Annotated in this window: 20 protein-coding genes; 9 read left to right on the forward strand and 11 right to left on the reverse strand. The window is 64.1% G+C overall.

Annotated features, from left to right (window positions below; genetic code table 11):
• The first annotated feature begins 32 nt into the window (after positions 1-32).
• The 5 genes from AC3D25_RS26510 (at position 33) to AC3D25_RS26530 (ending at position 5,811) form a co-directional block, all read left to right on the forward strand.
• Positions 33-383, forward strand: coding sequence for a winged helix-turn-helix transcriptional regulator (locus AC3D25_RS26510; RefSeq protein ID WP_488891458.1), 351 nt, complete (start codon positions 33-35; stop codon positions 381-383).
• 284 nt (positions 384-667) lie between these two features.
• Positions 668-2,332 (forward strand): hybrid sensor histidine kinase/response regulator, encoded by a 1,665-nt coding sequence (locus AC3D25_RS26515; RefSeq protein WP_488891459.1) that lies wholly within the window; start codon positions 668-670, stop codon positions 2,330-2,332.
• A 385-nt stretch (positions 2,333-2,717) separates the two neighbouring features.
• Positions 2,718-2,990: a hypothetical protein gene (locus AC3D25_RS26520; RefSeq protein ID WP_488891460.1), complete on the forward strand. Its 273-nt coding sequence runs from the start codon at positions 2,718-2,720 to the stop codon at positions 2,988-2,990.
• 207 nt (positions 2,991-3,197) lie between these two features.
• Positions 3,198-5,450, forward strand: a complete 2,253-nt coding sequence (locus AC3D25_RS26525; RefSeq protein ID WP_488891461.1) for a hybrid sensor histidine kinase/response regulator — start codon at positions 3,198-3,200, stop codon at positions 5,448-5,450.
• A 73-nt stretch (positions 5,451-5,523) separates the two neighbouring features.
• On the forward strand, positions 5,524-5,811 hold the full coding sequence (locus tag AC3D25_RS26530) for a DUF6723 family protein (RefSeq protein WP_488891462.1): 288 nt from the start codon (positions 5,524-5,526) through the stop codon (positions 5,809-5,811).
• Between the two features lie 122 nt (positions 5,812-5,933).
• On the opposite strand, the gene AC3D25_RS26535 is transcribed toward AC3D25_RS26530, so the two are convergent.
• From AC3D25_RS26535 to AC3D25_RS26555, 5 genes are all read right to left on the reverse strand, one after another.
• A complete protein-coding gene (locus tag AC3D25_RS26535; RefSeq protein WP_488891463.1) occupies positions 5,934-6,419 on the reverse strand; it encodes a hypothetical protein in 486 nt (161 codons plus the stop codon).
• Positions 6,419-7,750, reverse strand: a complete 1,332-nt coding sequence (locus AC3D25_RS26540; protein ID WP_488891464.1) for a PQQ-dependent sugar dehydrogenase — start codon at positions 7,748-7,750, stop codon at positions 6,419-6,421. Before AC3D25_RS26540 ends, AC3D25_RS26535 begins: the two co-directional genes overlap by 1 nt.
• A gap of 122 nt (positions 7,751-7,872) precedes the next feature.
• Positions 7,873-8,040, reverse strand: coding sequence for a hypothetical protein (locus AC3D25_RS26545; RefSeq protein ID WP_488891465.1), 168 nt, complete (start codon positions 8,038-8,040; stop codon positions 7,873-7,875).
• Positions 8,041-8,141: 101 nt separating this feature from the next.
• Positions 8,142-8,507, reverse strand: coding sequence for a DUF3175 domain-containing protein (locus AC3D25_RS26550; RefSeq protein ID WP_488892160.1), 366 nt, complete (start codon positions 8,505-8,507; stop codon positions 8,142-8,144).
• The gene (locus AC3D25_RS26555) at positions 8,488-10,026 is read right to left on the reverse strand and encodes an FAD-dependent oxidoreductase (RefSeq protein ID WP_488891466.1); all 1,539 of its coding nucleotides are present in this window, start codon (positions 10,024-10,026) and stop codon (positions 8,488-8,490) included. Before AC3D25_RS26555 ends, AC3D25_RS26550 begins: the two co-directional genes overlap by 20 nt.
• A gap of 144 nt (positions 10,027-10,170) precedes the next feature.
• Between AC3D25_RS26555 and AC3D25_RS26560 the strand changes: the two genes are divergently transcribed.
• Positions 10,171-10,488, forward strand: a complete 318-nt coding sequence (locus AC3D25_RS26560; protein WP_488891467.1) for a hypothetical protein — start codon at positions 10,171-10,173, stop codon at positions 10,486-10,488.
• A 64-nt stretch (positions 10,489-10,552) separates the two neighbouring features.
• Here AC3D25_RS26560 and pqqA read toward each other — a convergent pair whose 3' ends face one another.
• From pqqA to AC3D25_RS26580, 4 genes are all read right to left on the reverse strand, one after another.
• Positions 10,553-10,627, reverse strand: a complete 75-nt coding sequence (gene pqqA, locus AC3D25_RS26565; protein ID WP_008353049.1) for a pyrroloquinoline quinone precursor peptide PqqA — start codon at positions 10,625-10,627, stop codon at positions 10,553-10,555.
• Positions 10,628-11,975: 1,348 nt separating this feature from the next.
• Positions 11,976-14,858, reverse strand: coding sequence for a bifunctional diguanylate cyclase/phosphodiesterase (locus tag AC3D25_RS26570; protein WP_488891468.1), 2,883 nt, complete (start codon positions 14,856-14,858; stop codon positions 11,976-11,978).
• A gap of 387 nt (positions 14,859-15,245) precedes the next feature.
• The gene (locus AC3D25_RS26575) at positions 15,246-15,665 is read right to left on the reverse strand and encodes a GNAT family N-acetyltransferase (RefSeq protein WP_488891469.1); all 420 of its coding nucleotides are present in this window, start codon (positions 15,663-15,665) and stop codon (positions 15,246-15,248) included.
• Positions 15,666-15,675: 10 nt separating this feature from the next.
• Positions 15,676-16,413, reverse strand: a complete 738-nt coding sequence (locus AC3D25_RS26580; RefSeq protein ID WP_488891470.1) for an ABC transporter substrate-binding protein — start codon at positions 16,411-16,413, stop codon at positions 15,676-15,678.
• A 133-nt stretch (positions 16,414-16,546) separates the two neighbouring features.
• Between AC3D25_RS26580 and AC3D25_RS26585 the strand changes: the two genes are divergently transcribed.
• The 3 genes from AC3D25_RS26585 to AC3D25_RS26595 all read left to right on the forward strand — a co-directional run bounded on the left by AC3D25_RS26585 (position 16,547) and on the right by AC3D25_RS26595 (position 20,817).
• Entirely contained in the window at positions 16,547-17,059 is a 513-nt protein-coding gene (locus tag AC3D25_RS26585) for a cupin domain-containing protein (protein ID WP_488891471.1), read from the forward strand.
• 194 nt (positions 17,060-17,253) lie between these two features.
• A complete protein-coding gene (locus AC3D25_RS26590) occupies positions 17,254-18,735 on the forward strand; it encodes an ATPase domain-containing protein (RefSeq protein ID WP_488891472.1) in 1,482 nt (493 codons plus the stop codon).
• A gap of 3 nt (positions 18,736-18,738) precedes the next feature.
• Positions 18,739-20,817, forward strand: a complete 2,079-nt coding sequence (locus AC3D25_RS26595; protein ID WP_488891473.1) for an ATP-binding protein — start codon at positions 18,739-18,741, stop codon at positions 20,815-20,817.
• Between the two features lie 38 nt (positions 20,818-20,855).
• Here the strand turns inward: AC3D25_RS26595 and AC3D25_RS26600 are convergent, their stop codons facing one another.
• Both AC3D25_RS26600 and AC3D25_RS26605 read right to left on the reverse strand, forming a co-directional pair.
• Positions 20,856-22,058 (reverse strand): MFS transporter, encoded by a 1,203-nt coding sequence (locus tag AC3D25_RS26600; protein ID WP_488891474.1) that lies wholly within the window; start codon positions 22,056-22,058, stop codon positions 20,856-20,858.
• Positions 22,059-23,075: 1,017 nt separating this feature from the next.
• Complete coding sequence (locus tag AC3D25_RS26605; RefSeq protein ID WP_488891475.1) at positions 23,076-25,022, reverse strand: putative bifunctional diguanylate cyclase/phosphodiesterase; 1,947 nt, start codon at positions 25,020-25,022, stop codon at positions 23,076-23,078.
• Positions 25,023-25,098: the final 76 nt, after the last annotated feature.

The following is a 25,098-nucleotide window of genomic DNA, read 5'->3' on the forward strand; positions in this document are numbered from 1 at the left end:
GTCACCTGATTCTTTTTCGGAGCGAGTTTCTCATGCGTACATCCCGCCATCCGTCGCCTTGTCCCGTCGATTCCGTGTTGCGTCTCTTAATGGGACCGTGGACGAGTTACATCCTCTGGTTGCTTCATACACAAGGCGCGCAGCGCTTTGGCGCGCTCAAGAACGCGATGCCGGGCATCTCCGCGAAGGTGCTGACCGAGCGTTTGCGGATGCTGGAAGAGGCGGGCCTGCTCGTGCGCGACTACAAACCGACCGTGCCGCCGGAAGTGTCATATTCGTTATCGGCGCGCGGCGGCGATCTGCAGGGCGTGCTGAATGCGGTCGGCGATCTGGCGATGAAGTGGCAGGAAGAAGAGCGGCAGCGTGAGGTCGCGCCCGCTTGAGCGTCAAGCCGTGCGCGTGTTCCGCTCGAATTGCACGGCGACCAGACGTCGCGCGTAATCGGCGGGCATGAGGTGTTGTCGAGCAGCAGGCGCGACGACGCCTACGGTTTCACGCTCGTCGCGCTCGCGATAGTCACCGCTGCGACGAGCGGCATCGGAATCGTGGCGGCGCGGCGGCGCGGCGGCGCGCACTCCGGCCGTAACGCCGTCCGCCGTCGATCCGCGTGGGAACGCGGATTGCGCTTAAAACCTGACTTCACACTTATCTGTAAGGTCAGGCCGGCATGGCAGTCGCACTCAATCTCGATGAACCGCGCAGGCTTCTGCGTCTGAAAACGCTCGGTATCCTCGACACGCCCCGCGAATCGCATTTCGACGCCCTCACGCGCCTTGCCGCGCATGTGATGCGGGTGCCGGTTGCGATGATGAATCTCATCGACGAGGCGCGGGAGTGGTGCAAATCGGCGTGGGGCGCGGAGCGTCACTGCGTGTCCCGGCGCGATTCGCTGTGCGCGCACGCGCTCGCGACCAATGACAGCCTGCTGATTCCGGATGCCCGTGTGGACGAAACGTTCCGCGATCATCCCGCTGTCACCGGTGAGCGACAGGTGGTTTTCTATTTCGGCATCGTGCTGAAAACGTCCGATGGCATGGCGCTCGGCACGCTGTGCGTCGTCGATCATGAACCGCATGCGGTCAGCGAAAGCGACCGGATCGCGCTGTACACGCTGGCCGAACAGATTGTCGCCGTGCTGGAGAAGGGCGAAGTGTCGCGCCGGCTCGGCGGCGCGGAGTCTAAGCTGGAAGCGGCCGAGCGCAATCGCGACCAGTTTCTCGCCATGCTCGCGCACGAATTGCGCGCGCCGCTCGCGCCGATCCACACGGCCATCCAGGTGCTCGACCAGCCCGAGACGACCGGCGCGCAGCGCGCGTGGGCGCACCGCGTGGTGCGGCGGCACGTGAGATATATGAGCGAGATCGTCGATCACTTGCTGTCGGCGTCGCTTGTCTCGTTCGGCGCGGTGGATCTGACGCTCGCGCCGATGTCGCTCGCGGGATTGATCGACCGGTCCTGCGAACTGGCGGAACGGGCGATCGAGCGCGGCGGGCACACGCTCACGCGGCAAGGCGACGCCGACGTGACCGTGCACGCCGACGCCACGCAGTGCCCGCTCATCATCGCGAATCTGCTCAACAACGCCGCGGCTTATACGCCGCCGGGCGGGCAGATCGACATCATCGTGGAGACCGGGCAGGACACGGTCGAGATTCGCGTGCGCGATTCGGGCGTGGGGATCGCGGCGTCGGATATCGACGAAATTTTCGAGGTGTTCGGCCAGACGAAGCAACCGCTCGCGCGCTCGAAGGGCGGCATGGGGCTTGGTCTCACGCTCGCGCGGCGGCTCGCGAAATGGCACGGCGGCGAGTTGACGGCCGAGAGCGGCGGGATCGGCCACGGCAGCGAATTCACACTGACTTTGAAGCGCGCGACCCCGGGCGCGGCGTCCGGCGCGGCGTCCAATGTACGCCACGCGGCGATAGCCGAACCCACCGTGGCGGCGTCCGCGACGTGGCGCATGTTGATCGTCGAGGACAATCGGGATAGCGCCGATGCCCTCACGCTCTATTTCGAACTGGCGGGGCACGAGACGCGTGTCGCGTATTGCGCGGCCGACGCGCTCGCGCTGGCGTCCGCGTGGCGGCCCGACGTCGTGTTGAGCGATCTCGGCCTGCCGGGCATGGACGGCTTCGCGCTCGTGCGTTCGCTCAGGGCGCTCGACGCGATGCGCGGCGCGCTCTTCGTCGCGATCAGCGGCTACGCGGCCGATACGGATCGCGAAAAAGCGCTCGCGGCGGGCTTCGACGCGCATTTCGCGAAGCCAGTCGATGCGAACTTGCTGCAAAAGCGTCTCGCCGACATGCGCGCGGCGCAGGAAGGCCCGGGATGATTCTCGGCGACGGCGTGGCGGGCGCTCCGAATGATCCTGGTAAGCGGCGCCGTGCGAACGCCGCTCGAACGCCGCTCGAACACCGCTCGAACGCCGCTCGAACACCGCTCGAACACCGCTCGAACACCGCTCGAATACCGCTCGAATACCGCTCTAACGCCGCTCTAACGCTGCCCGGCCGCCGCCCAAACGCCGCCCGCTCGCCGCCCGACCCCGCCCGACCCCGCCCGACCCCGCCCGCTCGCCGCTCGAATGCAACAGCCACTAGAGCGGCACAGCGTTTGCTGGATTTAACGTGGAGCAGTTCAAACGCGTTCAACCGCAAGACAGCGGTCAGCGGCTCCCCGGGCGCGACCCATTGCCCGAAACCATTCCAGGAGGCTCTATGCAACATGCAGGCAAACTCGCGGCGGCGCTTGCGCTGACGTTCATGTGCGGCGCGGCGATCGCGCAAAGCGGCGGCGGCAACGGGCAGGGCGGCACGGGCGGCGGCAACGCCCATGGCGCAGCGACGGCCGGCCCGACGGCGGGGGGCGATCCGGCGAGCGGCGCGATGGCAAAGCCGAAGAAGTCGCATAAATCGATGACGCACAAGCCCGCCAACGACACGACCAACATGCCCGGCGCCAACGCGAGCAGCGACACCAAGGGCAGCTAGACCGGGACCGGCGAAGCGTGCCTGTCGGCAATCCCGGGCGAACCCGCGCACTTCGCGTCGTTGGACTTCGTGAGTGGCCTAGCGGGCAAACCCGGTCAAACGCGCTTCGCCACAACCGGTTCGGATGACGGCTCCTATTTAAGCGGTCTATCCCAAGCGGTCCGTGCGGGTTACGATATCGACTCGACATTCTTCGAGGCAGCCCGCTTGAACGCCACCGAGTCCGCGACTTTCGACCTGCCGCTTCCGTCGCGCAATTTCACCGCGACGCGCCGCGTGCTGATGGTCGTGCTGGTTGCATCGGTACTGATTCCGATTTTCTGTCTCGTCGCCTATGGCTATTACGATTTCCAGCGCCGCCTGTCCATCGCGAACGACCTGGTGGACCGCATGTCGCGGGTTATCGACGAGCACGCGCTCAAAGTGCTCGACATCAATCAGCAAATTGAAACGCGCATCGTCGATCTGCTAGGCGACAGCGACGACGGCGCCATCCGCGCGCGCGAGAAGGAACTCTATAGCCGGTTAGGCGTGATCGGCGGCGCATTTCCGCAGGTCGCCGCCATTTCCGTATTCGGCCGCGACGGCGCGCTGATCGCGAATAGCCGTTATTACCCCTTGCCACCGAACGTATCGATCGCGGATCGCGATGATTTCGTCTCCGCGCGCGCCATCGCGCCGGTCACTTATTTTTCGCTGCCGTTGCGCGGCAAGGTCGGCGGCGCGGACGTTTTCACAACGACGCTCGCGCGCATTTCGTCGAGCGGACAGTTTCTCGGCGTCGTGTCGGTGGCGCTGCGGCGCGAATATTTCGCCAACTTCTACCGGGAAATCTCGGCGGGCGACACGGCAATGACCCTCGGGCTGTATCGGCGCGACGGCGGCATTCTGGTGCGTTATCCGCTGCTCGCGCAAGAGGTGCAGCCCGCGCTCAACACGCCTTTCACCAACGCGTTCCGCAACAACGAGCTGTACGGCCACGTGCGGATGGTTTCGACCGTCGACGGCGCGGACAAGGTGGTGGCGTTTCGCAAGGTCGGCGATTACCCGCTCTATGTCGCGAGCGGCTACGCGACGAGCGAGGTATTCGGGCAATGGTGGCGGCAATGTCTGCTCATCGCGGGTTTCGCGCTCGCGCCGTGCATCGCCGTGTGGCTGCTGGTCGTCTTCTCTATCCGCCGTCTGGACTCCGAGCGCGCCGCCTGGGAGCAGTGGCAGGCGGAAGTGGCGAACCGGCTCTCGATGGAAGCGTCCAGCCGCCAGTTGCGCCGCATGGGCGCGCTCGGCAATCTGGTCGCGAACGTCGCGCACGACTTCAACAACTTGCTGATGGTGGTCGCGTCGAACATGGAACTCGCGCGCTGCAAGCAATTCAACAACGTCGAACACGAAGTGCTCGCGGTCGAACGCGCCACGTCGGGCGCGGAAGCGCTCGCGCGGCGGCTGATGAGCGTGGCGCGCAAGCAGCCGCTCAAGCAGGAACACATCGACCCCGCCGTGTTTTTGCCGGGCATTTCGGATCTGGTGCGTTCGTCGCTCAGAGGCACCGCGACGCTTTCTGTCGAGTTGTCGCCGGATCTCTGGACCGTGCTCGCCGATCCGATGGAACTGGAACTCGCCCTCGTGAATCTCGCGGTGAACGCGAGCGAGGCGATGCCGCGTGGCGGGCGGCTCGTGATCCGCTGCCAGAACGTGCGCGTCACGGCCGGAGAAAGCGAGTTGCCGAACGGCGACTATGTGCTGATCTCGGTGTCGGACAACGGCGAAGGCATGAGCGACGCGGTGCGCCAGCGCGCGTTCGAGCCGCTTTTCACGACCAAAGTGCAGGGCGCGGGGACCGGCCTCGGTCTCACGCAGGTGCTCGCCGCGTGCGAGCAGGCGGGCGGCACGGCGCGTATTACGAGCGTCGCGGGAGCGGGTACGACAGTGCGGCTTTATCTGCCGGGGCATCATCAGCCGGTGATGCAGCCGCCGGTTGAGCCGCTCGTTCAGTCGATTATTCCGCCTGCCGTGGCAACGGTTCCGGTGGTTGAGGAAGCGGCCGAGCCAGCGTTCGCGCCCGACCGGCAAGCCAGTGCCGCAGCCGCTCTCCCGGCCGGTTTCCGGGCGGCGTCGGTGCTGCTGGTGGAAGACAATCACGATGTCGCCGCAGGCGTCGCCGCGGTGCTCGAAGTGTTCGGCTGCAAGGTGCATCACGAATTGAGCGCCGATGCCGCGTTCAATTTGCTCGGCGAAGGCTACGGGTTCGACCTCGTTCTTTCCGATATCCAGATGCCGGGTCGCATGAACGGCGTCGATCTGGCCGAGCAGATCATCGAGCGGCTGCCGTTGCAACGCGTCGTCCTGATGACGGGTTACGCCGACGAACTCGCGCGCGCCCGCGATCTGGGCGTAAGAGTGCTGGCGAAACCCTTCGACATGGAAGACTTGCGCGAACTCGTCACGCCTGGCCTGGCGTGACATCGCCGGCATCGTCGAACGCGATGCGGCATGACAAATGCGTCGCCTTGGTGAACCAACCAAGGGCGGCAACGTGCGCAAACCTAAACTGTCGTTCCCCAAGTCGGCGCTGCTGCCGCCCGGCGCATCGAAATCGCGGGATGAACGCGACTTCGAAATCTACGCGTCGTACCAGGTGAACGCCTCCGGGCTGTACGTGGGCACGCTCAAGGTCGTCCGCAAAACGGATGGACGCCTGCTGTTTCCCTTCACGGGCGCGCCGGTCATTGGCCCGTTCGACACGCGCCAGGAAGCGCGGGCGGCTGCCGCGAGCTACGGCACGAAAATCGTCGAGGGCGATATCGACAATCCGGAGCCCTGAATTTCATGTCGTATTCGCCGAATGCGTTCCGGCCAGCGAAGGCGTTTCTATCGGCGCTCGGCAGATGCGAGCCGATGTCGACGGAAAAATAAATCGGAACAGGCGAAGGTTTGCGAAGAGCGTTATTGCTTGCCGCGTCCCGAAACGCCGCGTGCGCCGGCCAGCGGGCTGAATGCGGCGTTTTTCTTTTGCGCTGCCGCGTCGTCGCGAGGGGACTTGGCGCGCGTCGTCGACTTGTTGCCGGAGAGTTGGGCGAGGAGCGCTTCGTCGTCGTGGTCAGCGTCTTCCGGTTCTTCTTCAGCGCCGATGTCAGCGCGAGCGTCCACAATATGCGCGACCACCGACAAATAGTCCTTCTGCGCATTGCGTAGAGCGCGTCCGGGCATCATCGTCAAGACGACGATTTCGGCGAGCGACCGTTTATCCACGCTTCGCGCCGACGAGGTCGCGTTCCACTCGACCGCCTCGCCTGAAAAGGCGGCGAGCGTATGTTGCAGGATCGCGGGCGAGAGCAGCCCGGCGTCGTACAGGCCGATCAACTGACGCTCGGCGATACCGAACAGCGCGCTGGCTGCACTTCCAGCCTTGCTTCGTGCGCGCGCCACCATCACTGCTTATCCGACGCCGACGCCGACGCCGACGCCGGCGCCGACGCCGACGCCGACGCCGACGCCTTCGCGGGCGTCACGCGCCAGACCGCGTTGCCTACGTCATCGGCGACCAGCAGCGAACCGTCGCGCGCCACGGCGACACCGACAGGCCGCCCGTATGCGTGGCCGTCTTCGGAGAGAAAGCCGGTGAGAATGTCTTCGGGCGGGCCGGACGGCTTGCCGTTATCGAACGGGACGAAGATCACCTTGTAGCCCGCGCGCGGCTTGCGATTCCACGAGCCATGCTGGCCGATGAACGCGCCGTTTCGATAATGCTCGGGGAACGCCGCTGCGTCGTAGAAGGTCAGGCCGAGCGACGCGGTGTGCGAGCCGAGCGCGTAATCGGGCGGGATCGCGGATGCCACGAGGTCGGGCCTTTGCGGCTTCACGCGCGCATCGACGTGCTGGCCGTAATAGCTGAACGGAAAGCCGTAAAACGCGCCTTCGGTCACCGACGTCATGTAGTCGGGAACGAGGTTATTGCCGAGCTCGTCGCGTTCGTTCACGACGGTCCAGAGCGCTCCGCTTTGCGGTTGCCACGCCATGCCGTTCGGATTGCGCATGCCCGACGCAAACACGCGCCACTGTCCTGTCTCACGGTCTATTTCAAGTATCGACGCGCGGTTCCGCTCGGCGTCGAGTCCATTCTCGGCGGCATTGCTATTCGATCCGACGCTCGCATAAAGATGCTTGCCGTCGCGGCTTGCAATCAGGTTCTTGGTCCAGTGATGGTTGATCGGACCCGCTGGAAGATCGGCGAGTTTTTCGCCCGCGCCGGTAATGTGCGTGTCGCCGGTGTGATATTTGAAGTGCAGGACCGCGTCGGTGTTCGCGACGTACAGATCGTCGCCGACGAGCGCCATGCCGAACGGAGAATGCAGCTTGTCGATGAATACCGTCCTCGTTTCGGCGATGCCGTCGCCGTCCGCGTCGCGCAGCAAGATGATCCGGTCCGGACTCGGCACACCCGCGCCCGCGCGCTTCATGACCTGCTTCATCACCCAGCCTTTCGGCCCCGCGTTGCTGTCGTGTTGCGCGGGCGCGTTACTTTCGGCGACCAGCACGTCGCCGTTGGGCAGCGTCGCGAGCCAGCGGGGATGATCCAGTCCGGTCGCGAACGCCGTGACGCCAAAGCCAGCCGGAGAGATGGGTTGCGTCCCGGCGGGCCACGGCCTGGCAGGCGCGATGTGGACGGTCGGCAACGCGGATCTCTGCGGCTCGGGCAATTGCGGATTCGGCCCGAAACCCGTGGCGTCATCGCTCTCGGCGGCGTGGACGGATGAGATCAACGCACCCGTCAGAGCGATCGCGAATATGGCGATGATTCGAGGCCGTCGTGCAACGGTTAAAAGGCGATCGACAGGCAAGGGCGGCTCCGGTTAACACGCACGCGTCACAGAACGAAAACAGTTCAACCGCCGCCGATTCCCTCGACGACCTTACCCGTTCCACCGCACGTCGCGCACGTCTCGCCGTTCGCTTGCCCCGTGCCGTTGCATACGGGACAGACGTCCTCGCCCGTACCGGGCGTTCCCGGCTCGGCATCGTCGCCGGGATTGAGTGGGGGTTGTTGCGCCATGAGTGCCTCCTGAAGGGCCATGCCGGGCGAAAGCCGCCGTAATTACGACACACGGCAGCAAGCGCCGTTCCCCCGCCGTTCCCGCGCCGTTCCATCAAGCATCACGGCTTGCGGCCGAAGGCTTCGCGCAGGTGCTTCTTGGCTTGGTCGAGTGTGCGAAGCCGCGTTTTCGGCAGGTTCTTTCCGGCGCGGTTGATGTAGAAATTGAGCATCGACATCGCCGATTGAAACGGCGTGCCCTTGCGCCGCTTGCTGCGCGTGGACGAGCGTTTGAGCGAATCGGCGATTTCCTGCGCCGTGCCCGTTTTGAAAATATCGTGCTCGATATCCATCGCGTCGCTGCGCTCCATCACCTGATGCGACCAGCGGCGCTGGTGTCCGGAAGCGAGTGCGTGGCGCTGGCGTTTTGTCCGTTTTCCTGTGCTCATGGCGGTCCTCCAAGTCGATTCACGCTGCCGGTTCCACATTGGCGACACGGCGCGCCGCGTCGAGCGTAAGCGGTTCGCGCATCGCTTCGGCGAGCCGCGCGGTGGCCGCCTCGCGCTCGCACGCGACGACGGCGGCCACCATGCCGTCCTTCAGCAAATACGCGATGAACGATTGCGCGTCGAGATCGCCGTCGATGACGGTGTCGTCCGGATCTTTCACATGGCCAAGATAATCGAAACGCTTTTCGACGTGATAGGTCCAGAAATAGGGCACGCCCGCAAATGCCGTCTCAACGCCCGCCATATTGAGCGCGGCGACCCGCGCATGTTGCTGCGCGACGCGCCAGTGCTCGATCCGAACGGCGTTGCCCGAGCGCAGCGCGAATTGCGCGATGTCGCCGGCCGCGAAGAGTCCGGGCGCGGCCTGCATGTAAGTATCGACGGGAATGCTGTGGTCGTCGGCGAGTTCGATGCCTTCCACGAAGGCCGTCGCGGGCGTGACACCGGTGCCGATCACAACGAAATCCGCCGCAATTTTTTCGCCGTTTTCGAGCACGACAGCCGCGACCGCGCCGTCGCCTTCGAACGCGGTAGCCTTCGCTTTCACGCGGAACTGCACGCCGTTGCGCTCGTGCAAACGCTTGAACATGGCGCCGATCGTCGCGCCGAACTGGCTCGCGAACGGCACGCTGTCGGACGCGATCACCGTCACGTCGATCTCGCGCTTCGCCAGGCACGACGCCACTTCCAGTCCGATAAAACTCGCGCCGATAATCACGGCGCGTTTCGCCTCCGCCGCACTCTCGACGATGGCGCGCGCGTCGTCGAGATGGCGCAGAAAGTGAACGCGACGAAGCGTTGCGCCGGGAATATCGAGCGGTTTCGGTGTGCCGCCGGTGCAGATCAGCGCGGCGTCGTAATCGACGGTTTCGCCGTTTTCCAGATGCGCGCGCCGCGCTCGGGCATCGAGCCGGACGACGCGCGTCTCCATCCGCTCGATGCGCTGCTGAGTAATGAACGCCGGATCGAGAAGTGGCGGAACGTCGTCGGGCGGCATATCGCCCGCCACCACGAATTTGCTCAGCGCGGTGCGATCGTAGGGCATGCGCGCGTCGTCGCCTGCGAGCACGATGCGTCCGGCGAAACCGGTCTCCCGCAGCGCCGCGCACGCGGCGGCGCCTGCGGCGCCGGCGCCCGCGATCAGCATCGTCGACGATTCGCCGCGCGGCGGAGCGGCCGGCTCGGGTTCGGCTTCGGCTTCCGGCGACACCATGACATCGCCGCCGCGCACTTCGACCGGATAGCGGCTCAAGCCCTTCAGCGCCGGTGGTTCGACGAGCGAGCCGTCGCTGATCTCGAACGTGCCCTTGTGCCAAGGACAGACGATGCGGCCATTGCAAACGCCGCCTTCCTCAAGCGGCGCGCCGGCGTGCGGGCAGTCCGCGCTGTAGGCGTGCACGCGCTCGCCAGCGCGAATCAGCAGGATCGGCGTCTCGTCGATCATCACGCGAATGGCGTGGTCGAAACTGAGATCGGCGAGCGTGGCGACTTTCTGCATCGTGTTCTCCGTGAGAGGGCGATTGCGCGTTGGAGAACAAAGCAGCAAAAAGCGGACCGTTCCCGCTATGGCGCTGGGTACACGAGTTGCTGAAAACGCTTTAAACCTCGCTTCAACCTCGCATCATTAACCAAGGAGTTCGCGATGACCATCACGGAACGGGACAAGAGCACGGACAAGCCGCTCGGCGATTCGGGCAGCGGCGCGAGCGGCGGCGGGTCGCTTGGCAATCAACCGGGGCCGGGATCGGCGACCGGCGGCGATCCGCGACAAGGCGTGCGCGCGCCCGATGCCGCGCCGCCGAACGCGGGCGAGAACGAACCGGCGAATCGTCGGCTGGAGCAGGATCCGCAGCAGACCGCCGAAGTGCCGCTTGGTAGCGGAACGCGCCCCGAGCCACCGGGAGCGGGCGGGTTGAATGCACAAAACGCGGATTTGAAGGATCCGAACGCGAAGGTTTGACGCGTTATCGGGTGGGACGAGAAGGGTAAAAGTAAAACGGCCGCCAGAGGCGGCCGCTTGCGCGTTAGCGCGTAGCGATATACATGGTGATTTCAAAGCCAAAGCGCATGTCGGTAAAGCTAGGCGTTTCCCATTTCATCGTTTGCTCCTTCTGTGAGACAGCATAAACGCGCGGATGCGGCCGGTGCTGCCTGAGTGGCGTCGAATCGGCATGACTGCCAATAGCATGGTGCGCAAGCGCCATGCCGGACGAACGGCTCGCCGACGCGGCGCTCGTCTCATAATACGCCGATGGTCCGGGCGTGCTATTCGGGAAAGTCTCCTGTTTCCAGAGGTTTCCCCGACGTTTGACCCACGACTGGCCGACGTTCGGCCGACTTTTGCCTTTATCCGGTGTCAGGGTGGCGGCGTGGGGCGGAATCGTTGCAGTGCACAATGAAAGGTGGTTGCTGGCGCGGGGGTAGCGTCGCTGTTTGGGGCCGCTCGTGGGCTTCGGTCCATCGCCTTCTCCGCTCTATGCAATTGCGATTTTTTGGTCTGGGCTGGCGCTTTTGCTTTTGTTTGCTTGCGCTTCCTGGGAGCTTGCTTTCGTGTAGGTTTATTAGCACGCCGCTATGCGCGGCAGCAGTCACTTTCTTTGGCTAGCGCAAAGAAAGTAACCAAAGAAAGCAACACGGGTTTCGGCGCCGTAGGGGCGGCTTCAGGGTGGGTTACACCGTCTGATGTTCGGGCGGTTTCTGGGAACTTGCTTTCGTGTAGGTTTATTAGCACGCCGCTATGCGCGGCAGCAGTCACTTTCTTTGCTGCTGCAAAGAAAGTAACCAAAGAAAGCAGCTTATCCGCCTAAGCGTCCACCACGAATAACTGCGCGGATAGGCGCGCAGGCTGATTCGGTCAACTCGCAGTTCATGGTATTGGCACAGCGCCTGTCAGGTCCATCCTCGCTGTGCTCGGACGATGGGCATAATCAGAAAAACGGCGGGTTAAGCTGCGGCCTTTGATTGACCTTAGATTTTGGCCTTGGCCTTGGATTTTCGGTTATGCCTTACCGGCAGGCACTTTGTGCCTGTCGGGGTGGATGAGCGGCTCCACTCTGTTGTGTGGTGCGATAGCCGAATCAGCTTGCGCACCACTCCCGGATACGGTTCGTGGTGGACACTTAGACGGATAAGCTGCTTTCTTTGGTTACTTTCTTTGCAGCAGCAAAGAAAGTGACTGCTGCCGCGCATAGCGGCGTGCTAATAAACCTACATGAAAGCAAGTTCCCAGAAAGCGCCCGAACATCAGACGGTGTAACCCACCCTAGAGCCGCCCCGACGGCGCCGAATTCCGTGCTGCTTTCTTTGGTTACTTTCTTTGCAGCAGCAAAGAAAGTGACTGCTGCCGCGCATAGCGGCGTGCTAATAAACCTACATGAAAGCAAGTTCATAAGAAGCGCGCGAACATCAGACGGTGTAACCCACCCACCCCCAAGCCGCCCCACGGCGCTAGATCACCAACGCGTCCATCGGCGCAGGCCGAGCAAAATAATAACCTTGGGCCTGCGCAGCCCCCATCTCCCGCAACACGCCAAGCGTAGCGGCATCCTCGACACCTTCGGCCACGAGCGTGAGCCCGAGCGACTCCGCCATCCGCACGATCGCCCGGACAATCGCCCGGCTCCGCGGGCTGGCCGTGAGTTCGAGAATGAAGGACTTGTCGATTTTCAGCCCGCTAAAACGGTACTGATGCACATAACTCAGCGACGAAAACCCCGCGCCAAAATCGTCGAGCACCACCGACATGCCGTTGTCGGCGAGTCGCTGCATCGTGCTGCGCGCCAAATCCGGCTCGGCGACGAGCGCGCCCTCGGTCAGTTCGAGACACACCCGCGACGGCGCGACGCCATGCGCGCGCAACACGGCGAGCACGTCGTCAGCGAAATCGGGACGCGTCATGCTGTAGCTCGAACAGTTGACATGCACCGGCGGCCACGCGGCGTGCGCCGGGTCGGCCAGGATCACGGCGATACGCGTCAGCATGTACAGATCGAGCCTGCCGATGATCCGCAAACCCTCCACTGCCGGCAGAAAATCGCCCGGTCCAACCACGCGTCCGTCCGGCTGCCGCCAGCGCACGAGCGCTTCCAGCGCGACGACCTTGCCGCTCGCGACATCGACGATAGGCTGGAAGTAAGGCAGCAATTCGTTGTCGCGCTTGAGCGCGTTGCGCAGCGCGCCTTCGCGCTCGACCTGATCGGACACCTCGCGCCGCAGTTCCTGGTTGAACACGACGTAACTGTCGCGGCCGGCGTTTTTCACGCGATACATGGCGGTGTCGGCGTCGCGCAGCAGGTCCGCCGGCTCGGTGTGGAACTGGCTGTCGGCGCTCACGATGCCGATGCTGCATGACGAAAACACCACGTGATCGTCGATATGGAACGGCAGGTCGAACGCCGCGAGAATCCGTTCCGCGATACCCATCGTCGCGGAAACGGGCGCATTCGGCGAGAGCACGGCGAATTCGTCGCCGCCGAGCCGCGCGAGCAAATCGTTGTCGCGCAGGCAATCGGCGAGCCGGCCGGCCGCCTGCACGAGCAACAAATCGCCGTAGTGATGACCGAGGCTGTCGTTCACGACCTTGAAGCGGTCCAGGTCGATGAACATCACGGAAAGCTGCTGGCCGCGCTGCTGATAGTCGTCCCACGCGGTCTGCAAGCGGTCGAGCAGGTGGCTGCGGTTCGGCAGGCCGGTCAGCGCGTCGTGGGCGTTTTCATGCAGCAGACGCGCATTCGCGTTGTCGAGTTCGCGCGTGCGGACCTGGACGCGCGCCTCCAGTTCGAGGTTCGCCGCGTGCAGCACCTCGGCGGCGCGGCGGCGCGACAGCGCGGTATCGATGTGGCGCGACACGAACGTCAGCAGTTCCTGATCGCGCAGCGTGTAGCGCACGGTCGGCGTGTAGCTTTGCACGGCGAGCACGCCGCGCACGACGTCGCCGTCGAATAGCGGAATGCCGAGCCACGAACGCAGCCGCACATTGTGATTGCCGACCTCGATCGCGCCGGTTTCGATCAGCCGCAGCGCGGCGTCCAGGTCGATCAGGCAGGGTCGGCGCTGGCGGATCACGTATTCCGTCAGGCCGCGCTGACGGCGGCGCGGCGCGGGCGTATTGCCATACAGTTCATCGACGTAATAGGGAAACGAGACGGCCTCGCTGTCCGTCTCGAACAGCGCGATGTAGAAATTGCGCGCATACAGCAACTCGCCGACGATCCCGTGCAGGCTGCGGAAAAATTCCACCATGTCGCCGGGCCGGCTCGATAACTCGGCAATCTGGAAAAGCGCCGCCTGCAAGTGCTCGGCACGCTCGCGTTCGGCAATGCCTTCGCGCAGCACGGTATTGAGCGCCGACAATTCCGACGTGCGCCGCGCGACCTGTTCTTCGAGATCGGCGCGGTGCAGAATCCGGTCGAGCGCCATCGCGACGTGGCGCGCCACCACCAGAAAAAGCGCGCGATCCTCGGCGCTGTAGACGCGCGAGATGTCGTACACCTGCATCGCGAGCATGCCGAACACTTCGTCCGACGCGTTCTTGAGCGGCGCGCCCATCCAGAACTGCGGCCGGTCGCCGATGCAATAAAAGCGCCCCTCGGCCTCCGCCGCGTTGATGGCGGCCAGATCGACCAGGAGCGGCTGGCCGGTCGTGATGACCTGGCCCGTCATCGAGAGATGCGACGGATCGAGCACGTCGTAGTTTTCCGCCGCGATCACCTCGGTGTCGATCACATCGACGTAATACGGATACGTGATGACATTGCTTTGGCGGTCGTACAGCGCGAGATAGAAGTTCTCGGCGTCGATCAGCGTGCCGAGCCGTTCGTGCACGCCTTGCAGGAACGCGGCCCGTTCGCGCATCGAACTCGCAAGATAAGCGATTTCGTAGAGCACGCGCTGCGTGTTCTGCGCGCGCATGAGCGCTTCGGTCTGAACCTGTTCGCCGAGCCGCCGCGCGAGTTCCGAGAGCGTCGAATCGTTCGCGAATTCGAGCGGCGCGATGAGCCAGCCGAGCACGTTTTCGCCTCGACCGGTCGGCCAGCGGTGCCATTCGTGCGCCGCGCAGAGACTCGCGAGCTGCTCTTCCTCGATGCTCGCGGGCCACGGCTCGGGCGTGCTGCCCTTGCCCGCGAGGTGCAACTGCTCGCCCGCGCGATACCACGCCCACGCCGGCGTGCGTCCGCGACGGCGTGCCGAGCGCAGCAGAGTGCCGATCGACGGACTCGCGGCGCATTCGGTGCCGGCGCGCTCGACCTCGCGCTCAAGTTCGCGTAACTCGAGCGCGCTGTCGCTATCGCTATCGCCGGACAGCGCGGTTTTCATGGGAATGACATTCATCGGCGCTCCAGGCCAAAAGCCAGCCCTCGTGGCTGTTGATTGTCAGTATTCGCTCCATGCGATTCGTGATTTCCGGCGCGGCGTGACGTGACGTAATGCAACGTGACATGGCACAACACCACACCACGCCGCGCGCCGGAAGCCGCTCGGCACCGGACGATTTTCGCCGTCCAAATTTGCCGCGCGGGAAAAAGATACGAGGAATACGCGCAGTTTTACTGCTTCGGTCTACTCGTGCTAACGGCCGCGCCGCGAAAGCCTTGAGCAATTTTTTGCGACAGCCGCAGCGCCGCTTTTCCGGTCGCGGCGTTGTCCAGCGGTTCGATTACGCCGGATCCGCGTTTCCGGCGAAACGTTCGTGGTGCGGCGCCCGCGCAAACCTCCCGTTCATTCAAACCGTTTCTGCATAAAAACCCGCGCCCGTCCGGCCTGAAAGTCCGGCAACTCCCCAAACACGCAAAACCCGCAGCGTTCATACAACCGCCGCGCATCGGCGTTCAAAGTATCGAGCCACGCGCCCGTACATCCGCGCCGGATCGCTTCGTCCTCGGCGAGCGCCAAAGCCCGCGCCCCAAGTCCCTGCCCGCGATGCGCGTCGTCGATCCAAAGCCACTTGATAAAAAGCCAGTTCCACGCTGTCATGCCGACCAGCCCGCCCGCGAGCCGGCCATCCAGTTCGATCGTCACCGCCAGTTCGCGATGCCCCGACGCGCCGAGTTCCGCCGCGTTGAATCGCGCTAGCCCGTTGGCGATGGCATCCGATACTTCCGGGGCAATCGAATCGGCGACATCGAAGAGAAAGGGCATCGCCACGCAATCAGCCCTCGAGCGGCGCAACCGACGCGCCCTTGACGCCGTGACGGGCGAGCGCATCGGCGACGAATCCGCTCGCTTTCATCTCTTCGACGAACGCGCGCAAAAACGCGGCGGCCGCTTCGCCGCGGCTTTTCGGCACGCCCATCGCCTGCTGGATCACCATGAAACGCTCGTCGAGCAGACGCAAGCCGCTGTGCCCGGCGGTGTCAAGCTGAAGTTGCTGGCGCACGCCCGCCGCGACCTCGATTTCGTCGCGCAGGAATGTTTCGACGACGGTTTGCGACGACTCGGCGCGCACGATCCCGGCGTGTTTCAGCTCGCGCGTGAGGAACAGGTCGTAGGCGCTGCCGCGACCGACGATCACGCGGTTGGACGCCACGTCCACGTCCGCGTTGGCGCGCACGGGCGACGCGTCGCGCACGAGAAATACGCCTTCGATCAACACGTAAGGCGCGGTGAACGAAATGCCCGCGCCGCGCAGCGGGTCGATCGCGAAGAAGCCGATGTCGGCCTCGTCGCTCGTGACCGCTTCCACGGACTTGCTCGCGGTCTCGAACGCCACGAGTTCCAGCGGCACGTTCAGGCGTTCGGCGAGCCTGGTCGCGAGATCGACGGAAACGCCGCCAGGCGCGCCGCCCGCGCCGTTGCGGTTCGCGAGCACGGGATTGCCGAGATTGATCGAGGCGCGCAGGCGGGATGCCGGGGCGAAGGCGTGGATCAGGGAGGCGTCGAGTGTCATGGCGAAATCCGCTGGAAGAGGGAAGACGTTGATGAGAGGCGTATCGGCGTTGTATCAGAAAACCCCGGCGGGCGATTCGCGACGAATCGAAACCGCGGGCAAAATAGCGTTCTTCGAACACCGCTGAACGCGCATGACTCACGATCCCCACACGAAAGACGACTTGATTCGCCGCTTCGGCCTGCAGCCGCATCCGGAAGGCGGCTATTTTCGCGAGACGTATCGCGCGCCGATGCGCGTTACGCGGGAAAGTGCGCCGGACGGATCGACGCGCGCGGCATCCACGGCGATCTATTTCCTTCTGTGCGACGGCGCGGTCTCGACGTGGCATCGCATTCAGTCCGACGAAACCTGGCATTTTTACGCGGGCGACGCGCTCCTCGTGCATGTGATCCATGCGGACGGCGATGTCGCGACGCATCGCCTGGGCAACGCGCTAACGGACGCCGCCGCCGTGTTCCAGTTGACCGTGCCGGCGGGCGCGTGGTTCGCGGCGGAATGCGAAAACGGCGGAGATTTTGCGCTGGTCGACTGCACGGTCGCGCCGGGTTTCGAGTTCAGCGAATTCGAAATAGCCGATGCCGCGCGGCTTGCAGAAACTTATGCCGAGCATCGGACGTTGATCGGGCGGCTCGCCAGACGATGAGTCGTCGTTACGCGCAAACTGGCCTGTAAATTGCTTTCAACTGGAAACTTTTTACGAAAACGGGACGAGGTTCGCGGCGGCGACCGGCCGATTTTGCCGACTACACCGCAAGGTCGATTGCCGACGCCCGATTCTCTCGACCGACTGCCAAACCTATGATTCAGCCAAACAATTCAAGCGGGACCGCCGGGCGCATGACGACGGGGATCGTTGGTCTCGACAATATTTTAGGCGGCGGTCTTACGCCGAATCGTGTCTACCTGGTGGAAGGGTCACCGGGAGCGGGTAAAACTACGCTCGCCCTGCAATTCCTACTCGGCGGCGCGGCGTGTGGTGAGGCTGGCCTGTACATCACGCTGTCGGAAACGCGCAACGAATTGCTGGCGGTCGCCGACACCCACGGCTGGGACCTAGACGGACTTTCGATCATCGAATTGCTGTCGGACGAAGGGCTCGATCCCGAGTACGAGCAGAGCATTCTGCATCCGGCCGAAGTCGAGCTTGGCGAGACGGTCAAGAACGTCATGCAGCGCGTGGACGCGTTGCGGCCGGTACGAATTGTCCTGGACAGTTTGTCGGAACTTCGGCTGCTGTCGCAAAATCCGTTGCGCTATCGACGCCAGATTCTCGCGCTCAAGCGCTATTTCGCGACGCGCGAATGCACGGTGCTTCTGCTCGACGACAACACGTCGGATCCGAACGATCTTCAGTTGCACAGCATCGCGCACGGCGTCATCAGTCTCGATCAGCTCGTTCACGACTACGGCGGCGCGCGCAGGCGTGTGCGGATCGCAAAAATGCGCGGCATCAAGTTCAGGGAAGGCTTTCACGACTTCGTGCTGAAAACGGGCGGTATCGAGGTGTATCCGCGGCTGGTCGCAGCCGAACACCACGCCGCGTTTTCCAGCGAAACCGTAACCACGGGCTCGCCGGGTCTCGACGAAATCCTCGGCGGCGGTCTCGTGCCGGGAACGAACGCGCTTTTGATCGGGCCGTCGGGCGTCGGCAAAACCACTACGGTCGTGCGCTGCCTGCTCTCGGCGCTCGAACGCGGCGAGCCGTGCATCTACTATCTGTTCGATGAAACCCTCGGGACTTTGCTGCTGCGTTCGGCTTCGATCGGCATGGATCTGCGGCCTTATCTCGACAACGGGCTGCTTGCGCTGCGCCAGATCGATCCCGCCGAAATGTCGCCGGGCGAATTCACGAGCGACGTTCGGCGCGCGGTGGAGGAGACCGGCGTGCGGCAGGTCGCGATCGACAGCCTCAACGCGTATTTGCAGGCGATGCCCGGCGAGCGCTTCCTGCTGCTGCAGATGCACGAACTGCTCGGGTATCTGAATCAGCGCGGCATCGTCACGATGCTCGTGCTCGGCCAGCATGGCATTGTCGGCGAGGTCCAGACGGATATCGACATCAGCTATCTGTCGGACGTGATGATGCTGTTCCGCTACTTCGAGCATCAGGGCGAAGTGCTGACCGCCGTCGCCGCCGTGAAAAGCCGCGCGAGCGACCACGAGCGCACGATCCGGCAATTCCGGATGTCGAGTAGAGGTATCGAGGTGGGCGAAGCGCTGCGCGATTTCGAGGGCGTTCTGTCCGGCTTGCCGGCGTATCGCGGCGCCACGAGCATGCTGGGCGAGGACCCGCGCGGCGTCACCCTGCTGCGCGAGTAAGCCGTGGAGAATCGAGTCCTTATCCTTGCTCCGCGCGGCCGCGACACGTATGTGATTGCCGAACTGCTCGCGCGCGACAGTCGCGACTGCGTGCCTTGCGCGGACACGCTGGCGCTGTGCCGGGAGCTTGAGCGCGGCGCGGGCGTCGCGTTGATCGCGGAAGAAGCGCTTCTGCCCGATCAGTCCGCGCGTCTCTTCACCTGGCTCGACCAGCAGCCCACCTGGTCCGATTTCCCGCTGATCCTGCTCGCCACCAAAAGCCCCGGACGGCGTGCGCCGCAGGCGCTCGACATGCTGGAGCGGCTCGGCAACGTGGTCGTGCTGGAGCGGCCGCTGAACGCGGAAACGCTGCGGCGGGCGGTGTCGTCGTCGTTGCGGGCGCGGCTGCGGCAATACGAGGCGCGGCGGCAACTGTCCGAGCGCGTCGAGGCGCAGGAACGGCTGCATCTCGCGCTCGCGGCGGGACGGCTCGGTTCGTGGGAACTGGATCTGGAGACCGGCGTGCTGCGCACGACCGAGGCGCTCCGGAAAATCTTCGGACGCAAAGGGCCGACGCTCGAATACGACGAGCTGCTCGCGGCCGTCCATCCCGACGACCGTGCGATGCGTGAACGCGAACTGCGTCGCTGTCTCGACGAAAACACCAACTTGACAGTCGAATACCGCGTGATCTGGCCGGATGGATCGGTGCGCTGGATTCAGTCGCGCGGACATCCGAGCCGCGGCGGCGGACAGGGCCAGAACGGCGCTGCGGAAGCGCGCTGCACGCGGATGATCGGCGTCTCGATCGACGTTACCGACCGGCACGAGATCAACGAGAAGATCGTCGCGAGCCAGCTGGCGGTGGAACGGCTGAACGATTCGCTGGAGAGCCGGATCGAGGAGCGTACGCGCGAACTGGCGTCCGCCAACGACCGCTTGATGAAGGAAATGCACGAGCGCGCGAAGATGCAGGCCGCGCTCGTGCAGGCGCAAAAAATGGAAGCGCTCGGCCAGTTGACGGGCGGCATCGCGCACGATTTCAATAATCTGCTCAACGTCATCATGGGCAACGCCGAGCTGATCGCGCGGTTGTCGTCGGACGACCGCATCCGCACGCTCGCGCAGACCGCCAAGCGCGCGACCGAGCGCGGCGCGAAACTGACGAGTCAGTTGCTTACTTTTTCGCGCAGCAGCAATCTCGATCTGAAAGCGCTCGATATCGTCGCGTTGCTGGACGGCATGCGCGACATGCTGACGTTGTCGCTCGGCAACGGTATCCGGCTGCGCGCCGATTTCACCGCCGACGAAGTCTGGACGCAGGCCGACGCCAACCAGCTCGAACTCGCCATCCTGAATCTCGCGATCAACGCCCGCGACGCGATGCCCGACGGCGGTGTCATTTCGATCACGCTCGCCGAGCGGTCCGCGCCGGACGAATCGGTGAGTCCGGGGCGTTACGTGGTGATCGGCGTGAGCGATACCGGCACGGGCATCGCGCCGGAAGTGTTGTCGCGCGTGTTCGATCCGTTTTTCACGACCAAGCCGGTCGGTAAAGGCACTGGTTTGGGATTGAGCCAGGTCTACGGCATCGCGCGGCAGGCGGGCGGCACGGCGCTGATCCAGAGCGAAGCGGGCAAGGGCACCACGGTCGAAATCTGGCTGCCGCGCCGCGAACCGGCTGAAACGGCTGCCGCGCTCGTGCCGGGCGAGGACCCGCGCGCCGAAGGGCACGAGCGCGTGCTGGTGATCGAAGACGACGCCGATGTGCGGACGTTTCTGGTCGATTGCCTGGTGATGCTCGGCTACGAGGTGACGGAAGCCGCGAACGGCCGGGCGGGGCTGGCGCGCCTCGCGGACGACCGGCCGCACCTGCTGTTGGTGGATTTCGCGATGCCGGGGATGAACGGTATCGAAGTGATTACGGAAGCGCGCCGCCAGCAGCCGCAGTTGCCGGTCATTCTCGCGACCGGCTACGCGGATGTGGATGTGTCGCAGGTGTCGGTCGCGGCGGGCGACGGGTTTTCGATATTGAGGAAGCCGTTCAGGATCGGCGATCTGGCGCGGATGGTGAAGGCGGCGCTGGTGCGGACGACGGCTTAACGTCGTTCAGCTTCGTAGTTGGCGGGAGCGCAGGCCCCTCAAACCGCCGCCGCTTCCACCGCCGACCCACGCCGCTCCGTCGCAACGGACACGCCGAGCAGCACGATCCCGCCGCACGCCAGCATCGCGCCGACCCAGCCGGTCGCAGCGAGCCCGAAACCCGCCGCGATCACCGCGCCGCCGGCCCATGCGCCGATTGCGTTGGCGATGTTGAACGCCGAATGGTTCAGCGCGGCTGCGACGGTCTGCGCGTCGCCGGCCACGTCCATCAGGCGCGTCTGCACGGCGGGCACCACGGCGATGCCCGCGCCCATCGCGAACAGGTTGAGCGTCGCGGCCCACACGTTCGACGACGTGTAATAGAACGCGGCCAGCGCGACGGCATTCCAGATCAGCACGCCGAAAATGGTCCAGATGCGCGACCGGTCGGCGAGCCAGCCGCCCACGAGACTCCCGGTCGTCATGCCGACGCCCAGCGCGCCCAGCAACACCGGGACGAGCCACGCCGATACGTGCGTGACTTCGATGAGGGTCGGCGTGACGTAGGTGTAGACCGCGAACAGGCCGCCGAAACCGATCGCCACGACGGCGAGCGTCAGCCAGACCTGCGGTCGACTAAACACGCCGAGTTCGCGCATCGGCGTTGCACCGCCCGCTGGAATGGGCGGCAGGAAAAAGCGCACGCCGATGGCGGTCAGGAGCGCAAGCGCACCGACCAGCAGGAAGTCCGAGCGCCAGCCGAGCACCTGGCCGAGCCACGTCGCGAGCGGCACGCCGAAAATATTCGCGACCGTCAGCCCGAGCATCACACGCCCGACTGCGCGCGCCCGCCGGTCGGGCGGCACGAGCGACGCCGCCACCAGCGCGGCCACGCCGAAATACGCGCCGTGCGGAATGCCGGCGATAAACCGGGCAACAACGAGCGCGCCGTAGCTCGGCGCGAGCGCGCTTAGCAGATTGCCGAGCGCGAACATCAGCATCAGACCGATCAGCATTGCGCGGCGCGGCACTTTGGCGAAGAAGATCGTGATGAGCGGCGCGCCGACCACGACGCCGAGCGCGTAGGCGCTGATCATGTGGCCCATTGTCGGGAGCGGCGTGTCGAGGCCGTCCGCGATGACGGGCAGGATCGTCATTGAGGCAAACTCGCCGGTGCCGATGGCGAGACCGCCGATCGCAAGCGCGAGTTCAGCCAAGCCGGCGCCATAGGGCGCGGTGACCCGGGAAAGGGGATCGTTCATTGGAAACCTTGTGGGGGGTGCGTCGGGCGGCGACGGGTACGGGATTACCCGTATTATCCGGATAGTTCGTGGTTTGCGCACGCCCGGACAATAAAGTCCGTGCACGGAGTGAGGGTTTTGGGCTTGCTAGCGCCCTTTTGCTTTTGTTTGCACGCGCTTCTTGGGAACTTGCTTTCGTGTAGGTCTATTAGCTCGCCGCTATGCGCGGCAGCAGTCACTTTCTTTGCTGCTGCAAAGAAAGTAACCAAAGAAAGCAGCTTATCCGTCTAAGTGTCCACCACGAACCGTATCCGGGAGTGGTACGCAAGCTGATTCGACCATCGCACCACAAAACAGAGTGGAGCCGCTCATCCATCCCGGCAGGCACAAAGTGCCTGCCGGTAAGGCATAACCGAAGAAACCAAACCAAACCAAACCAAACCAAACCAAACCAAACCAAACCAAACCAAACCAAACCAAACCAAACCAAACCAAACCAAACCAAACCAAACCAAACCAAACCAAACCAAACCAAACCAAACCAAACCAAACCAAACCAAACCAAACCGATGGTTTTTAGATATGCCCGTCGTCCGAGCGCAGCGAGGACGGAACTGACGGGTGCTGTGCCAATCCGAACGACTGCGAGATAGCCGAGTCAGCTTGCGTGCCTATCCGCTAGGTTATTCGAGGTGGACACTTAGGCGGATAAGCTGCTTTCTTTGGTTACTTTCTTTGCAGCAGCAAAGAAAGTGACTGCTGCCGCGCATAGCGGCGAGCTAATAGACCTACACGAAGGCAAGTTCCCAGAAAGCGCCCGAACATCAAACGGTGTAACCCACCCACCCTCAAGCCGCCCAACGGCGCCGAATGACTGCGCGACTGTTTTCTTTAGTCACTTTCTCTTCCGCTAGCCAAAGAAACCAACGACTGCCGCGCATAGCGGCGTGCTAATAAACCGACACGAAAGCAAGTCTCCCGAGAGCAGAGGGCAACCGGCCGATTCCTCAACCGCGCCAGCGAAAAACCCCCGAACACTCACGCCAACGCGCGCAAAGAAACTACGGGTTCCTCAGCGGAAACCAAACAGAGCGGCTCGCTCCCCGCATCGAGAAGCAATTGCTCAATCGCCGCGGGCGTAATCGCGCGGCTGTAAAAATACCCCTGCCCAAGCGCACAACCGTGCGTGCGCAACCACCGTGCTTGCTCGCCCGTTTCAACACCTTCCGCGACCACGTCGATCCCCATCGCGTGCGCCATCGCGATCACGGCGGAAACGATCGGCTGGCTCGTCGAGGTGGAATGCAGCGCGCGAATGAACGACTGGTCGATCTTCAAACGATCCACCTTCAACGCGTGCAGATAGGACAGATTCGAATAACCGGTGCCGAAGTCGTCCACGGCGATCCGCACGCCCAGATTCTCGAGCTCGCGGAAAATGCCGCGCGCTTCGCCCATCTTGTCGAGCAGCGCGCTTTCGGTCACTTCGAGCTCGAGCAGCGATGCGTCGAGGCTGAAACGCTCGATCATCTGCCGCACGCAATCGACAAATTCGGGCCGCCGCAATTGCAGCGCGGACACGTTCACCGAAACCGGAATGTGCGCGCCGTAGCGATCCCGCCAGCGCGCGGCGTCGCTGCACGCGCGCCGCAGGACGGTCACGCCCAGTTCGGTTATCAGCCCCATTTCCTCGGCAATCGGAATAAAAACGGCGGGCGAGACTTCGCCGAGTTCCTCGTCGCGCCACCGCGCAAGCGCTTCGACGCCCGCCATGCGGCCGGTCGCGAGTTCCACCTGCGGCTGGTAATACACCTGCAGGTCGGTCTGGATGGCGGCGCGCAGTCGCCGCGCGATGCGGTACTTGACCGCCGCTGCCTCGGCAAGCTGCGCGTCGTAGAAACTGAACGTGCCTTTGCCTGCTTTTTTCGCCTCGTACATTGCGACGTCTGCCGTACTGATGAGCGTGGCAGCGTCGTGCGCGTGGACGGAAAACACACTGATGCCGACCGTCGCGCCAAACTTCAGCCGCGTGCCGTCGATGGAAACATCGCGCGAGAGATCGTCGATCAGGCGCGTGGCAATCGACGCGAGCGCATCGGTCGAGGCGGCATGCACGGCGGCCACGAATTCGTCGCCACCGTATCGTCCGATCAGGCCGCCCTGTTCGCCGATTTTCGAAAGCCGGCTGCTCAGACGCACCAGCACGCGGTCGCCGGCGCGGTGGCCGAGCGAATCGTTGATCGTCTTGAAGTTGTCGAGATCGATGAACAACACGCCGATCACGCTGTCCCGTCCACTGTCGCCGCGCAGCAGTTCGTCAAGCCGTTCGATGAAGGTCGGCCGGTTGAGCAGGCCGGTCAGCCGGTCGCGTTCGGAAAGCATCTTCATTTCGCGCGTCTGCCGCGTGAGCCGCGCGGACGCGTCGAACGCGAACTTGCCGATCAGCAACGGATAGATGAGCATCATCGGCAGCATGAAAAGGGTTGCGTAAGGCTCGTCGGGCCGATCGACCTGCACACCGAAACCAAGTGTGCCGAGCGCCATGCCCACCGCGCTCGTCAGCACGCCCGCGATCAAAAAACGCACGCCGCCAAGCGCGATGCTGTTCATCGCGACCGCCATCATCACGATGGCCGCCGGCAGCAGCCGGAAGTTGAGCAACGCGACGACCACGCCCGCGAGCAATGCATCGAAGAGCAGGTTGCGGCGTTCGGCGCGCAGCGGCTGCGCGGCGCGCCGCGACAATTCGTGAGCGACATGCGGCCAGGCGAGAAAAGCGGCGGCGAGAAGCGCGAGCACCGTCGACGGCGCGCGTTCCACCAGCACGGCGGGCGCGAACGAGATCAGGCCGATCACCATGCCGATCACGCGGACACGGTACAGCCCCGCGACGAAGCGCAGGCCGCTGCGTATCGCGGCGGGTCTTGCTTGTGCATTGCGTGCATTGCGTGCATTGCGCGCGTTGAGCGCACTCCAGATACTCACCCTTGTCTCCCAGCCGGTCCGGTCGCTGCGTCCAAGTGCGTTACCGGGCCTTCCTGTGTGAACCGGCATCTAAACG

The sequence above is a fragment of the Caballeronia sp. SL1002 genome, assembly GCF_057814995.1.

Coding starts and splice junctions, on each gene's coding strand:
- AC3D25_RS26590 (WP_488891472.1), top strand. CDS start 17,254: ATGACGACGGGGATCGTTGGTCTCGACAATATTTTAGGCGGCGGTCTT.
- AC3D25_RS26570 (WP_488891468.1), bottom strand. CDS start 14,858: ATGAATGTCATTCCCATGAAAACCGCGCTGTCCGGCGATAGCGATAGC.
- AC3D25_RS26600 (WP_488891474.1), bottom strand. CDS start 22,058: ATGAACGATCCCCTTTCCCGGGTCACCGCGCCCTATGGCGCCGGCTTG.
- AC3D25_RS26585 (WP_488891471.1), top strand. CDS start 16,547: ATGACTCACGATCCCCACACGAAAGACGACTTGATTCGCCGCTTCGGC.
- AC3D25_RS26515 (WP_488891459.1), top strand. CDS start 668: ATGGCAGTCGCACTCAATCTCGATGAACCGCGCAGGCTTCTGCGTCTG.
- AC3D25_RS26580 (WP_488891470.1), bottom strand. CDS start 16,413: ATGACACTCGACGCCTCCCTGATCCACGCCTTCGCCCCGGCATCCCGC.
- AC3D25_RS26550 (WP_488892160.1), bottom strand. CDS start 8,507: ATGTGGAACCGGCAGCGTGAATCGACTTGGAGGACCGCCATGAGCACA.
- AC3D25_RS26555 (WP_488891466.1), bottom strand. CDS start 10,026: ATGCAGAAAGTCGCCACGCTCGCCGATCTCAGTTTCGACCACGCCATT.
- AC3D25_RS26535 (WP_488891463.1), bottom strand. CDS start 6,419: ATGGTGGCGCGCGCACGAAGCAAGGCTGGAAGTGCAGCCAGCGCGCTG.
- AC3D25_RS26510 (WP_488891458.1), top strand. CDS start 33: ATGCGTACATCCCGCCATCCGTCGCCTTGTCCCGTCGATTCCGTGTTG.
- AC3D25_RS26560 (WP_488891467.1), top strand. CDS start 10,171: ATGACCATCACGGAACGGGACAAGAGCACGGACAAGCCGCTCGGCGAT.
- AC3D25_RS26545 (WP_488891465.1), bottom strand. CDS start 8,040: ATGGCGCAACAACCCCCACTCAATCCCGGCGACGATGCCGAGCCGGGA.
- AC3D25_RS26520 (WP_488891460.1), top strand. CDS start 2,718: ATGCAACATGCAGGCAAACTCGCGGCGGCGCTTGCGCTGACGTTCATG.
- AC3D25_RS26575 (WP_488891469.1), bottom strand. CDS start 15,665: ATGCCCTTTCTCTTCGATGTCGCCGATTCGATTGCCCCGGAAGTATCG.